This is a genomic window from Pseudomonas sp. GW822-FHT07A10 (assembly GCF_058798795.1).
Genome location: NZ_JBXAKV010000001.1, coordinates 250,144 through 263,013 on the forward strand (window position 1 = coordinate 250,144; position 12,870 = coordinate 263,013).

Annotated in this window: 11 protein-coding genes; 1 reads left to right on the top strand and 10 read right to left on the bottom strand. The window is 54.0% G+C overall.

Annotated features, from left to right (window positions below; genetic code table 11):
- Positions 1–279: 279 nt before the first annotated feature.
- From AC1RL4_RS01070 to AC1RL4_RS01090, 5 genes are all read right to left on the bottom strand, one after another.
- On the bottom strand, positions 280–768 hold the full coding sequence (locus AC1RL4_RS01070) for a copper chaperone PCu(A)C (RefSeq protein WP_461771758.1): 489 nt from the start codon (positions 766–768) through the stop codon (positions 280–282).
- Entirely contained in the window at positions 768–1,370 is a 603-nt protein-coding gene (locus tag AC1RL4_RS01075) for an SCO family protein (RefSeq protein WP_461771757.1), read from the bottom strand. The genes AC1RL4_RS01070 and AC1RL4_RS01075 overlap by 1 nt, the downstream gene beginning before the upstream one ends.
- A gap of 156 nt (positions 1,371–1,526) precedes the next feature.
- On the bottom strand, positions 1,527–2,828 hold the full coding sequence (locus AC1RL4_RS01080) for an MFS transporter (protein WP_493118909.1): 1,302 nt from the start codon (positions 2,826–2,828) through the stop codon (positions 1,527–1,529).
- A 1,816-nt stretch (positions 2,829–4,644) separates the two neighbouring features.
- The gene (locus tag AC1RL4_RS01085; protein WP_461771756.1) at positions 4,645–5,355 is read right to left on the bottom strand and encodes an SDR family oxidoreductase; all 711 of its coding nucleotides are present in this window, start codon (positions 5,353–5,355) and stop codon (positions 4,645–4,647) included.
- Between the two features lie 96 nt (positions 5,356–5,451).
- Positions 5,452–5,991, bottom strand: coding sequence for a hypothetical protein (locus tag AC1RL4_RS01090; RefSeq protein WP_008433925.1), 540 nt, complete (start codon positions 5,989–5,991; stop codon positions 5,452–5,454).
- 463 nt (positions 5,992–6,454) lie between these two features.
- On the opposite strand from AC1RL4_RS01090, the gene AC1RL4_RS01095 reads away from it, so the two are divergent.
- Positions 6,455–7,492 (top strand): GlxA family transcriptional regulator, encoded by a 1,038-nt coding sequence (locus tag AC1RL4_RS01095; RefSeq protein ID WP_024777169.1) that lies wholly within the window; start codon positions 6,455–6,457, stop codon positions 7,490–7,492.
- A 441-nt stretch (positions 7,493–7,933) separates the two neighbouring features.
- Here AC1RL4_RS01095 and AC1RL4_RS01100 read toward each other — a convergent pair whose 3' ends face one another.
- The 5 genes from AC1RL4_RS01100 to AC1RL4_RS01120 all read right to left on the bottom strand — a co-directional run bounded on the left by AC1RL4_RS01100 (position 7,934) and on the right by AC1RL4_RS01120 (position 12,802).
- Positions 7,934–8,554, bottom strand: coding sequence for a glutathione S-transferase family protein (locus AC1RL4_RS01100; protein ID WP_461771755.1), 621 nt, complete (start codon positions 8,552–8,554; stop codon positions 7,934–7,936).
- Positions 8,555–8,862: 308 nt separating this feature from the next.
- Positions 8,863–9,474 carry a LysR family transcriptional regulator gene (locus AC1RL4_RS01105; protein WP_461771754.1) on the bottom strand — a complete coding sequence of 204 codons (612 nt, stop codon included), beginning with the start codon at positions 9,472–9,474 and terminating at the stop codon, positions 8,863–8,865.
- 22 nt (positions 9,475–9,496) lie between these two features.
- Entirely contained in the window at positions 9,497–10,093 is a 597-nt protein-coding gene (locus AC1RL4_RS01110) for an SIS domain-containing protein (RefSeq protein WP_008071439.1), read from the bottom strand.
- A 78-nt stretch (positions 10,094–10,171) separates the two neighbouring features.
- Positions 10,172–11,578: an aldehyde dehydrogenase family protein gene (locus tag AC1RL4_RS01115; protein WP_461771753.1), complete on the bottom strand. Its 1,407-nt coding sequence runs from the start codon at positions 11,576–11,578 to the stop codon at positions 10,172–10,174.
- Between the two features lie 102 nt (positions 11,579–11,680).
- Positions 11,681–12,802 carry an alkene reductase gene (locus AC1RL4_RS01120; protein ID WP_461771752.1) on the bottom strand — a complete coding sequence of 374 codons (1,122 nt, stop codon included), beginning with the start codon at positions 12,800–12,802 and terminating at the stop codon, positions 11,681–11,683.
- Between the last annotated feature and the right edge of the window lie 68 nt (positions 12,803–12,870).

The window sequence follows — 12,870 nt, forward strand, 5'->3', positions numbered from 1 at the left end:
GGTTTGGAACTCGCGCATTTGCTTATCGTGCAGCTCCCTCTGTAGCGTTAAAGCGCTTAATCGATGCATCAAAGCCTTGGGCTGTTTCTGAAAACTCGTTGGCGTCGCTGCTCTACTGTGCCCTAGATACTGAAGGGGGGCGTAAAGCGCTCTCAGTTGCGTGGGCGTGAGACGGATTTCGGCTATCGCTGAGTATTCGCAGTAAGTTTTTTGCCGCAGATCCTGGCAATCGTAGCCTGACTACCAGGATTGAATTTCGTCGAGTAAGAAGGGGAGAGGTTACTTCATGTCGTCGCTGTCAGACGCATTCAGTGCTCGTGCATCGACGTCCAGCTTGACTGACTCCTTCTTGCCGGTAGCGTCTTCCACTGTCAGTGTCAGAGGCACTTTGTCACCTTCTTTCACTTGGGCGGATAACTCTATGAACATCACGTGGTAGCCGCTTGGGTCAAAGACGACGGTTTTGCCAGCAGGTAACGTGACCGAATCAACGGGATCCATGTGCATCACTTCGTTTTGCATGGTCGTTCGGTGAATCTGGACCATTTTTGCCGCCGGCGATTGAACGTTAACCAGTTTACTGTCCGTACTGGACGTCACCTTCAAGAACGCGCCAGTCGATTGCTGCCCAGGCACGGTTGCCCGAATCCATGCGTCTTCAATTTTGGTCTGAGCGCTCGCTTGCCAGGCCATCCCCAGCAAAGAAAAAAGTACCACGATTTGTCCCAGAGGCTTGATGAGCGATTTTTTGTAGGATTGAGATTTCATTAGCTGACCTTCATGACAGTGAGTAGATCTTCCGCGCATTCCTGTTCCGTGAGCGACTGACTCAACCCAAGACACAGCGTCCCCTTGGAGTCATAGACATAGCTCATTGCGGTGTGAGAAATGGTGTAGGTCTCGCCGAGGGGGACTTTTTCATAGATAACGCCAAATTCTGCAGCTGTTGCCGCCGTGGCTTCGAGGCTTCCATACAGTGCCTCAAACGTTGGATCGAAAGTTTTTACATAGGCGTCCAGGACGGCTGGCGTATCGCGCTCCGGATCTAACGTAATAAAGACGACCTTCAGTCGATCGCCATCAGGACCTAAAAGTTTTTTGATTTTTGCGGCTTTGGACAGTGTGATAGGGCAGACAGCTGGGCATTGGGTAAAACCAAAAAAAATCATCGCGACCGAGCCCTGATAGCTCGACAGCGTCTTTTGATTGCCTTGCGTGTCGTTCAAGGTGAACTCGCGTCCGCGAGCCTGACCTCTCAAATCCCATCCGTTTTTAAAGGTCGAAGCGAAGCTATTGAAGCTTGCAAAAATGCCTAGGCCGAGCACTCCCATACCTGCGATCACGTTGCGGCGAGTTAAAAGAGTATTCATGTGCAGGTACCTATATGAAGATGAATGTGCCGCCGAATTTCAATGTGTGTGCTCCTCCCTGAGCTGGTGATTTAACGAAAAGCGTCAAAATTCGAAACCCTAACGGTTGGCGCGAACGGAGCCACCAACCGCATGAATTGACCTATCTAGAGTTGTTCAACTCGCAGCTTGGACAGCCGTTGCGATTTTCTTTTCCTGCTGTCTGATCGTCATGATGGCTACCGCGGCAATCAGACAAAGCGCACCGCCCGTAAAGAATGCAGGCAGGTAGCTCAGGAGTGTTACCCGTGACCAACCGGCCCCAAAAGCGGCGGCGGCCGCACCGATTTGATGACCGGCAAAAATCCACCCGAATACAAGTCCTGCGCGCTCCGCACCAAAACGGGAGGCCGCAAGACGCACGGTTGGAGGAACGGTCGCGATCCAGTCGAGGCCATAAAACACAGCGAACAATGAAAGGCCGTAGATCGAGAAGTCAGTGAAAGGCAGCACGATCAATGACAAACCACGAAGGCTGTAATACCAAAACAGCAGGTGGCGGTTGTCGAAGCGATCGGACAGCCAGCCGGACGCGATGGTGCCGACAAGATCGAATACACCCATGGCTGCGAGTAAGCCGGCAGCTTTCACCTGCGAAATACCAAAGTCACCGCACATCGGGATCAAGTGAACTTGCACCAGGCCGTTGGTTGTCGCGCCACAGATGAAGAATGTTCCGAACAGGATCCAGAACACCTTGGTTTTTGCGGCGTCGCGCAGGGCGCTGATTGAGGCGGCGATGATCGACGCGCTGCTTGACGTAGGTACAGTGATCGGATCAGTTCCGACATCTCCGTAGGGCCTCAAGCCCATATCACTCGGACGATCGCGCATTACCAGCAGCACCGCCAATGCAGCAATCACCAACATGACGCACATCAAACCGAGAGCCCAGCGCCATCCCCATTGGTCGGTGATGCTTGCGAGAATCGGCATAAAGATAAGCTGCCCAGTCGCTGTACTGGCGGTGAGAACGCCAACCACGAGGCCTCGACGGGCACTGAACCAACGCGACGCTACTGTGGCGCTGAGCGTCAACGCTGTCATGCCAGCGCCGATGCCGACTGCGACGCCCCACAAGACCACCAGTTGCCAGACCTTCGTCATGCCGAGCGAAAGCAATAGGCTGACCACAATGATCGTCAATGCAGTGAGGGTGACATGGCGCAAGCCGTATCTGTTCATCAGTGCGGCGGCGAAAGGAGCCATCAGCCCGAAGAGCACGAAACGGATCGAAAGGGCGGAGGATATCTCCACAGTGTTCCAGCCGAACTCCATCTGCATCGGCACAATGAAGACACCCGGTGCACCTACCGATGCAGCACTGATCAGGGCGGTTAAGAAAGTGACCGCGATCATGGCCCAGCCGTAGTGAATGTTACGACGGGCGAGAACGCTCGAGAGCCATCCGGAAATCATAGGTACTCCTTTTTTGTGGCACTCATCGCCACTACGATTGCAAGAAAGTGAGAGCTGTCGAACGATGAATTCAACAGCTTTTTAGCGGCTCTCGCCTCGCGTACCGTGCGTTTCAAGCTCCAAGGAATCACTCGTCAGTCTTCATTCGACCGAGGTATTCAACATCGCTGAACAACAGGAGAACTAGCGGCCTGCCGGCTCCTAGCCTGCGCCCGATACAGCTACGGACGGGACTGGCTGCTTCTTTTCGCAACCGGGTGATTCCGAGCGAAGTGCTTGTCGCAAAAGGCATCGCTCGCGTTACCTCGGTTTGAACTTCTACCCAGCCTAGTCACTGTCAATGGCGAGCTTGTTATTTAAATTATTATCGTCATATAAAGCGATGTATCACATCGCGTTTGGCGAACCAGAAAGCCTCCTCCGTGAGTATTTGGATCTTTTCCGAACCGACCCGACAGGTCGGTTTCTACGGCTGATTTCCTGGGCTGCCGCTACTGGGGGTGGGTCTGGATACCGGATATCTTGCATCCACCAGTAGGAGCTAGCCGAAACCGACTCTATGTGTTTTTCATAGGTAAGAATTGACTGTTTCTGGATGATTTGTGCCAAATTTTGAGGCGGATCTATTCTGGCCTTGTAGGCATACCGAATCATCACTCCACGCGCGGGCCCCGACGTTCACTGCCGCTCACGTGCCTCTGCCAAGCGTCACCGGTCGTTCTCAAGAAACACATTCGTCTATGGGGGGCTGCGAAGATCGAAACCCATGCGTTATTCAGGAGAAAACCCGGAGTCCAACAGTTCAGCCGGCAGCGTTACAGATCCTCGAACGCTTTTAATCCCCGCTGCACAGCGGGCCTGACGCAGGATTACAAGTTTCCGCCAGCCTTGGTACGGCATCTGGTTGAAGTCGCTCAGGACTACTAAGTGGGCGTTTTCTCGGGTGTGAATGACGTAGTGGAAAGGGGCACCGGCACGCCCGCGTTGTCCGTGCAGGCTTTCATTGAAAAATACCGAGATGTCTATGCGTAGCCAGTACGCAAGGGCTTAAGTAATCATCAGTAGCAGAGAGTCAATATAGAGGTGCTGCCGGTTAGCCAATCGTTAGGTATCGATCAGTGCAATTGTTCCGCAATAAGGAAGGCGAGTCGGCAGATCACTCGCTTATACGATGCTCAGCTTGAGCCATCGGGTCTCCGAATCACCCAGTACCTTACCTTGGCAGCTCTCCATGAAATGGGGGCGGCTGCAATCAATACTCTTGCTGAGCGTCCCGATATCGAGCGCACGGCGATGGGAAAAATGGCGGGTTCCTGGAGCGGGGAGGGTTGATTTCGATCAGCCCCTCACCGTCAGATGGTAGAAGTTGCCTCATAGCGTTAACCGAGGAAGGCATGAGTTTGTTCAAAAGGACCGCCTCCTCTGGCAAGTCGCCCAGCGACAGTCTGAGCAATTGAACGGTACTGAAAAAGTCGCCTCGCTACCGCAGGATCTGGTTCGGGTGAAAGTCGGTGACATGGTTGGGATATCTGACGACTGAGAGACAACACAACGTTTAGCGGTACTCCACAGCAATCTCCGACAGACGTCGAGTTTTTCAATGACGGGCCCGGAATGCACTGTTGCGCACTGCCGACATTGATCTTCATTCCTCTGATGCTCTTAGGTGACAGGGCCCTTAACGACATTTCTGAAGCATTCACTATCTGCACGTGCAACCAGCACGTGGCGCGAATCTGGTTCAAAGTTTTAATGAGCTGAATTTGATCGTAAAGTGCCTGAGTCTCGAGTGAGATTCAGTTCATGCGTCCCTCGACTAGAGAATTTCAGGATCGATGTACGCTGGAACCTTGGACGAAAGCGTTTGCTTCAATGCACGAGTACCTTCATCCGCCAGAACCTCACTTTCGCCCGCCTCAAGGGCGTCGTAGGCTTGGCGGACTACGTCCATCGGGTTCGCCTTCGGCACGTCGAAACCCTTCGTGAGGTTGGTATCCACGAAGCCAACATGCAAACCGACCACCTGGATGCTTCTTTCTTTAAGATGCACCCTGATGTTGTTGGTATAGCTCCATGCCGCTGCCTTCGATGCTGAATACGGTGCAAGCATTGGCACGCTTCTCCAAGTGACATCGGACAATACATTTATGATACCGCCCGTGCCATTGCTGGGAAGGGAAGCCTGAAACGCACGAGTCGTTCGCATAAGGCCATAAAAATTCGTTTCGAAGATTCGCCGCGTTTGATCATCTGCGCCTTCGGAAAAAGGCGACTCGGTGATCTCGGCAATCCCGGCATTGTTCACCAGCAGAGTCACATCGGAAGCGATCCTTGCAGCCGCGATGACGGACTCTGGATCGGTGACGTCGAGCTTGACTGGAACGAGGCCGGGCTCATTGAAGTCTTCGGGATTGCGGATCCCTGCATAGACCTTTGTAGCACCGCGAGCGAGTGCCTCACGGGAAAATGCCAGGCCGAGTCCGCGACTCGCTCCCGTGACGAACACGACTGAATTCTTGATCTTCATATTCAAAACTCCAGGAGCAGTGCAACAGAAGGATCGAAGGCCCTTGCTCGGGATGTCCAGTGCTGGCCAGCCCGAGCAGCCAGCTCTTGGCTTTCCTTAAGTACCAGGCAGGAAAGGTCGTATTGCAGCGGCGGAGATATCTGGCGGCGTCAGTCGGCGATTCGTCGTTGAGCCGCCGATGTAGCGCTCGGCGATCCTCCAACCGTTTTCGGTCTCGCGAAGTCGATCAAGCATTGGCGAATACATCCAGATCATCGGTAGATAATCGCTCTCGGTCAGCTCGCCGTCGCTCATTTTCGGAGCGTCTTCCGGTACCGCGTAGCGTACAAGAAGGTTGTGATATCGGACTGCAACGAGTCCATTTTCTTCTTCATCAACAATATGACCCGAGCCGCAACGACTGATTCCTGGAACCAAATAAGGATAGATCTCAGTGAGAAAATGGCGGATGTTGGATTCGCCGCTTACTTCACCCTTGAAATGAATGACCTTCGCATCAGCAGTAAATGAACTGATCATTTCCTCGAGATCCCATGTCTCGAACAGCCAATTGACTCGGTTGACGAAATCAACTGCACTCGCTCGCTTATCGGGATCAATCTTGTGCGCAGCAACTACCTTCGGAAAGAAGCGCATCTTTACCTCCTAAACAAATAGTTAGCACTGACACTGCAAAGCGAATGCTCGGTTCGCTCGTTCCGTCTTACCCCGATTGGGTAAGGTTCGTTATAGTGCGCTTGGCTCCCACCCACGCCACAAGCCTCTGCAGCAACCGGCCTGTCCACTTGGCCCACAAGCGACGGTCATAGGGCGAACAGCCCTTCAGGCATCTCCTTAGAGCTATGTCCTCAGATGTTGCATAAATTGGCGAATAGCTGTTGCGACCGCCTCGGGACTTTCGAGTGGTGACAGGTGTCCAGTGCCAAACATTTCCGTTCTCCGCGTCTATCTACGTGCTCACGAATGGCAGGTTCGCCGAGGCAATGCGAGGGGCAGCGAATTTCAGTCTAAGCTGTTCGGACGGAGCACAAGTGACAGATCCAAGACTATTTCTGCCACAAATGTTCACTCTAAGCCCGGACGCACGGGGCCTCCTCCAATGAGAAAATTTACGAAACCAGCCGCTCCGCCTGCGAACATGAGGCAAAAGCGGATTGTCATATTGGGTTTGCCACCGGTGGACGCGCTCGACGTGATCGGCCCAGCGGAAGTATTCGCGTGGGCGAATCAACTGGACCGCGGTGGACTTGCCCCTTACTTGCTCGAACTAGTTAGCTCTGCCGCTGATGTGCACCTCGAGAGCGAAACAGGTATTGCACTCAGAGGGCATAGCACACTCGAGCAAGAGCGGCGTGCGAACAAACCCATTGACACCTTGCTCGTGACAATGGGTTCCAGGTCGTTCGAACAGATCGACCAGGAAGCCATAGAGTGGCTTCGAGCGCGCTCGAAGACTGTGCGGCGCGTGTGCTCTATATGTGTTGGGGCGTTCGCGCTGGCTGCCGCGGGTCTTCTGGACGGCCGCAGGGCGACGACTCATTGGAGCGTGGCACGACGCTTGGCGGAGCGCTATCCCAAGGTACAGGTCGATCCGTCTCCCATTTGGGTGAAAGACGGCAATGTCTACACGTCGGCTGGCATATCGTCCGGAATCGACCTCGCGCTATCGCTGGTAAGTGAAGATCTTGGAAACGACTTCGCCATGGAGATAGCGAAGAATTTGGTTCTGTACTTGCATCGTCCGGGCGGACAGGCGCAGTTTAGCTTCGCGCTTCAGTCACAGCATGCGCACAATTCAAGTCTGAGCGAATTATGCCTCTGGATCAGTGAGCATCTGCATATGGATCTCACAGTCGAGATAATGGCAGCCAGAGTTTCAACCAGCGTCAGAACGTTGATACGAATGTTTCAGCGAGAATTGCAGACCACACCTGCAAAATACGTCGAAAACGTCCGGCTGGAGGCTGTCTGCCGTTCGCTTGCGCTTGGCGAGAAATCGATGCACGACATCAGTCGCCGGAACGGTTACCACAGCGTCGACGTGCTCAGGAGGGTATTTACGCGCCGCTTCGGCTTGAGCCCAATGGAATATTCCCACCATTTCGGCAAAGGCACCGAGCCGACGGAGTCTGGTTGATATTGGCCTCCAGCACCGACAAGCAATACCCCCAAACCTACCTTCTGAGGCATGAACCGAGCAGGCTGGAGAAAATCATCGGCCGATATGCTGGGTTCTATGGCGACGTCGATCCGGACGACTTCCGACCGGTCACCCTAAACTTCCACACATTCTGCTTCCGTGAACGACAGCCTCCGTCCAAGCCTATAGTTCCCTCGGAGTCATAGGCATGATTCATCACGCGTTCTGGACTAATGCAGCTTTCTTTTCCTTCTGTCTGACCGTCAATATGCCAATAGCGGCGATCAAGCAAAGTACGCAGCCTGTAAAGAACGCGGGTAGATAGCTCAGCAGTATCTCGCGCGACAATCCTGCTGCGAAAGTCGCGATAGCCTGCCAAATTTAGAATTTGCACGTGGGCCGAGAATCTGGTTGTCGGAGTGCTCCCCAAGATTGCGACTACGGCTTCTCGAAAGCTCTTATTCCCCGTTGTACGGCAGGTCTAGCATCGACTGCATTGAACCACCGCGATAAGCGAGGCAGCGTTGCCCAGTTCAATTTGTCACGTACTGATGCAGCAATGGTGAACGCTGAGATATCTGCCATGGAGAAATGATCGCCAGCCATGAAGGCGTCGGTAAGAAAACTTTCCGAATAGACCAGTTGCTCGATGACAAGCCGCTCGATCTTTGCAGCTGCATCGTCAAGTCCAGTTTGGCGCAAGAAGAAAGCTGCGTGGCTAGGCGCAATGACGTCAGTCACGAAAAAGAAATACCGATCAAAAACCCGATCACGTTCCGATCCAAGTTGTGCGGGGGCTAGCCGGCCGGGAGCACTAGCGTCGGCGAACTGAATGATTGCGTTTGATTGATTGATGATCCGTGCCGGTACTGATGTGTTATCAATCAGAGTTGGGACTTTTCCAGCGGGATTGAGCGCCAGGTACGCCGGGTCGCGGTGCTCAAGTGCCCGCAGATTCAATAGGCGTGCCGTGTACGGCACACCTGCTTCTTCCAAGGCGATTGCAGCCCTCAGGCTGTTGCCGGTTTGGGCGCCGTACAGCTCTATAACAGCGTTCATCAGACACTCCCTCGCGCGGGATTTGGTTAGGCACGCGCTGCCTCAGGATGCGAGGTCGGGGCGACGGCGATGCCATTCGGTACTCTGCTGAAACACGTGGCCAAGATTCAGTAGCCTGCCCTCGGAAAATTGCGCTCCTACCAGCTGAAACACAATAGGAGTCGTGCTTTCACCCACGCCACAAGACAATGTTACCGATGGTCCGCCAATCATGTTGAACGAGCGAGTAAACGTGTGCAGTGCTGTGATCATCTTGAGATCGACATTGGCCATCCGTTCCTTTTCTGATCTCGTAAGGGCTATGGGGTTTAGGTTTTCTCGTTGAAACATTTCAATAGTTCACTTCGAAGCCAGACCTCGGCCGGATCAGATTCATCTGCGCGGCGCCAAACAAGACAGATAGCAGTTTTTCCGAGTGCGGTTTTCTGTAGTTCAGGCGCTAAATTGGGTGCGTGGCCTACACCCACTGAAATGTCGCCAGACATTAACATCTCAGACATTTGTTCGGCACTTGTATACCGTACGACTAACCCTACACCAGGCATTGCTGACGTGATTCTCTTGGTCAACGTAAAGAGCGGAGCGGGTGCAATGTCAAGATTGACACCGATGTGAAACTCAACAGGGCTGATCATTGGCTTAACGTTGCTCATCGCACTCACTGCAGTACAGACTGAATCCAGAGCTGGGGTAAGCATATGTGCAGCGCGTATTGCCATGGCTGTGGGCTCCATCTTCCGCCCAATGTACTCAAACAAGGGGTCGTCAAGCAGTGTGCGTAAGCGCTTCAGCGCTGCATTGACAGCCGGTTGTTTTAGCGACAGCTTCTCCGCGGTACCAGCCATACTCCGCTCTTGAAACAGCGTCTCAAAAATGACTAACAAATTAAAATCGATACCGTACAGATTGCTACGATTCATTGGTTACGGTCGCTTTAAGTTTTTATTCATTGTCCAGCCTGGCCTTATGGCCTAGGTAACCACCATGATGGCGAATACCATAATCGTGGCGCGTGATTCCTTTTTCCTCCATCAGCGTTAGAGTAATAGCGTCACTAATCGCGCTCATGACTGCGATGCTCGCGCTTGGAGTCAAGCCCAAGTAGCAGGGTTCTTCTATAATTCCCATATCGAGAACCAGATCAGCGTTGTCCCTGAGTTCACTTTCTGGATGAGAAGTGATAGCGATAACTTTCCCGGAAGTAAGGTGCCGGCTGAACTTAATCAGTTCAATGACTTCTCGAGTTTTCCCACTGGTAGAAAACGCAAAAATCAGGTCATTTTTCTCGATGACGCCGAGATCACCATGAGCGGCCTCTGCGGGATGAATGTAGACAGCAGGGGTTCCCGTTGAACAAAGCGTCGCCGCGAATTTCTTAGCGATAAACCCCGCTTTGCCGATGCCGGTGATGATCAGTTTTCCCTCACAGGTTTTCATCAGTTCAATGGCTTGGTCGTAACGATCGTCGATTTCAACACTGCTGATAGCCTTGGCTTCTGCAGCCAAAATACCTTTGATTCTATTCAGTCTTTGGCTCATGGCGAGTACCTCGCGCCTATGGAAGTTTTATGCGGTGGGAATCTCGGCCAGAAGCTTGTCTGGCCAAGCATCATGCTTTCAACCGAGTACTGCCCGAGAGCGCCAGACCATCATCTTCTCGACTTGCATTTCCTTCATGGTGTGCGGGATCCCACCTACGCCATGACCGGACAACCGCGCTCCGGCGAACGGCATCCAGTCCACTCGGAACAGTGTGTTCTCATTGATCATGACGGCAGTAGCGTCAAGGTTCTGGTAACACTGCATGGCGGTGTCCAGATCCTGGGTGAACACTGCGGCCTGAAAGGCAAACGGCAGGGCGTTAGCCAGCTTAATTACATCTGCGAGGTCTTCGTAGGCGTACACCGCGATCACTGGTCCGAACACTTCTTTCTGCATCACATTCGAGTTAATCGGCGGATTTAACAACACCGTGGGCGCATAGCAGTTGTGACTCAGCGAACTACCGCCTGTGATCAAGCGTGCACCACCGGCAATGGCCTCATCGACCCATTGGCCAACTCGCTCAACTTCGCGTTCAGCGATCAGTGGGCCGACGTCGGTATGGATGCTAGCTGGATCACCGACCATCAAAGCATTACCTATATGGCCTAGACGCACCGCGACCTGTGTGGCGATGCTGCGGTGACAGAAAACTCGCTGCACACTGACGCATGCCTGTCCGGCGTGCCAGAAACCGCCGCGGGCGATACGTGGCAGGGCGTCGTCAAGGTCAGCGTCGGCAGCGACGATCACCGGCGCCACGCCGCCGTGCTCCAAAGCACAACGAGTGCCTGGGGCAAGGGTCGAACGCAACATCCAACCGACGGCAGCGGACCCAATGAAGCTAAAAAAACCTACTCGCGGGTCAGAAACCAACTTGCCGGTAATAGCGTTATCAGTTGGCAGCACCATTTGAGCCCAGCCTTTTGGCAGGCCAGCTTCAGCCAAAATATCGAGCAGGGTCTGGCAACTGAGCGGAGTGTTGGCTGCGGGTTTTACGATCACTGGCGCGCTGACAGCAATGGCCGGTATCACCTGATGCACAATCAAATTGAACGGATGGTTGAACGCCGAGACCGCGGCGACTACGCCGATAGGTTCATATTGGGTGAACGCCACACGATTTGCGGAAGTAGCGTTTAAGCCCATGGGGACAACATGACCGGCTTCAGTGCGAAGTACTTCGATGCAGTTGAGGATACCGTCGATGCCGCGCTCTACTTCAGTGATGGAGTCCTTCAACGGTTTGCCGCCTTCGTTGGCGGCCTGGGTCGCAATCTGTACCTTGCGCGTACTGATCAACTCGGCGGCGCGGTGCAGGATTTCTATGCGCTTTGGCTTTGACAGCCACTGGTTACGGTCGCGGAAAATACTATGCGCGACAGCCAGCGCCTGCTCCACATCTGCCAGGGTAGAGACCTCCACTTTGCCAATGACAGTGCCATCGTAAGGGGAGTGTACAGCCAGGGTTTGTTCAGACATTGGGCTCACCTATCCATTAACGCGATACGCAATGCCCCTAGCCAAAGTGAGCAGGTTTCGCCGCCTACTCTGGTCTGGGGGGGCAATCATCCAAGCGGTAACCTATCCCGCGTACGGCGGGTAGTCGATATAGCCTTCGGCTTCGCCCTGATAGTAGGTGTCACGATCCGGCGGCGTCAGCGGCCAGCCATTTTGCAGTCGCGCCACCAGGTCGGGATTGGAGATAAAGGGTTGGCCGAACGCCGGCAAGTCGATCAGATCGGCTTCGACCAATTCGCGGGCACGCTCCAGTGTCATGTTTCCAGCCAGGATCAATGCGGTCGTGTTCAGGCCTTTGCGGCAGCTGCGTAGGAGTGCCTTCAATGCATCCTCGCGGGCTATCGAATTCTCAGCTGCCAGGAAAAAGTGTGTTTGATCCATGACGTGAACGTAGGCAATATTTCGCTCGCCCAGACCCGCGCAGAGGGCCATGTAGGTTTCGTCGATTTCCGGGTAGAGCGGCATGTCCATCAACTGACCGTAAGGCGAAATACGGATGCCCACACGATCTGCGCCGATGCGCTCGCACACAGCGTCCACCACTTCGAAAACAAACCGCAGGCGGTTTTCCAGGTTCTGCGCGCCGTAGTGATCGGTACGGTCGTTGACCATCGGGTTGATGAACTGCTCGAGCAGATAGCCGTTGGCGCCATGCAGCTCAACACCGTCGAAGCCAGCTTCTATGGCATTAGAAGCGGCCTGGGCGAAGTCTTCGACCACGCGGCGTACTTCGTCGGTCGCTAAGGGACGGGGCGTGGATGTCGGCATAAAACCTGGCTCACCATTCTCGGTGTAGGCGTAGGCTGTAGCGCCATTTGCAGCCTTCCCGGTTGCGCTGACAGGGGCGGCACCGTCGATTTGAAGCGAGGTGTGGGAGACGCGACCCACATGCCACAACTGGGCGAAAATCTTGCCGCCGACGCTGTGCACCGAATCAGTGGCGAGTTTCCAGCCAGCAATTTGCTCTGGCGTGTAAATGCCTGGGTTGAACAGATAGCCCTGGCCCTCTCGCGAGATAGGCGTACCTTCGGTAACTATCAAGCCAGCTGTTGCGCGTTGGGTGTAGTACAGCGCCGTTTGTTCAGTGGCGATGTCTTGAAAAGCACGGGAGCGTGTCATCGGGCCCATGACGAAGCGGTTCTTCAGAACCAGGTCGCCCAGTTTGAAATCGTTAAAAAGACTCAAGGTAAAATTTCCCGCGTGGAATGTTGACGTTGGCGCAACCAGCAGGCCATCGATGGCTTGATGGCCTG

Excerpts from the sequence above, each read along its gene's own strand:
- AC1RL4_RS01070 (WP_461771758.1), bottom strand. The coding sequence starts at position 768 with ATGAAATCTCAATCCTACAAAAAATCGCTCATCAAGCCTCTGGGACAA.
- AC1RL4_RS01075 (WP_461771757.1), bottom strand. The coding sequence starts at position 1,370 with ATGAATACTCTTTTAACTCGCCGCAACGTGATCGCAGGTATGGGAGTG.
- AC1RL4_RS01080 (WP_493118909.1), bottom strand. The coding sequence starts at position 2,828 with ATGATTTCCGGATGGCTCTCGAGCGTTCTCGCCCGTCGTAACATTCAC.
- AC1RL4_RS01085 (WP_461771756.1), bottom strand. The coding sequence starts at position 5,355 with ATGAAGATCAAGAATTCAGTCGTGTTCGTCACGGGAGCGAGTCGCGGA.
- AC1RL4_RS01090 (WP_008433925.1), bottom strand. The coding sequence starts at position 5,991 with ATGCGCTTCTTTCCGAAGGTAGTTGCTGCGCACAAGATTGATCCCGAT.
- AC1RL4_RS01095 (WP_024777169.1), top strand. The coding sequence starts at position 6,455 with ATGAGAAAATTTACGAAACCAGCCGCTCCGCCTGCGAACATGAGGCAA.
- AC1RL4_RS01100 (WP_461771755.1), bottom strand. The coding sequence starts at position 8,554 with ATGAACGCTGTTATAGAGCTGTACGGCGCCCAAACCGGCAACAGCCTG.
- AC1RL4_RS01105 (WP_461771754.1), bottom strand. The coding sequence starts at position 9,474 with ATGAATCGTAGCAATCTGTACGGTATCGATTTTAATTTGTTAGTCATT.
- AC1RL4_RS01110 (WP_008071439.1), bottom strand. The coding sequence starts at position 10,093 with ATGAGCCAAAGACTGAATAGAATCAAAGGTATTTTGGCTGCAGAAGCC.
- AC1RL4_RS01115 (WP_461771753.1), bottom strand. The coding sequence starts at position 11,578 with ATGTCTGAACAAACCCTGGCTGTACACTCCCCTTACGATGGCACTGTC.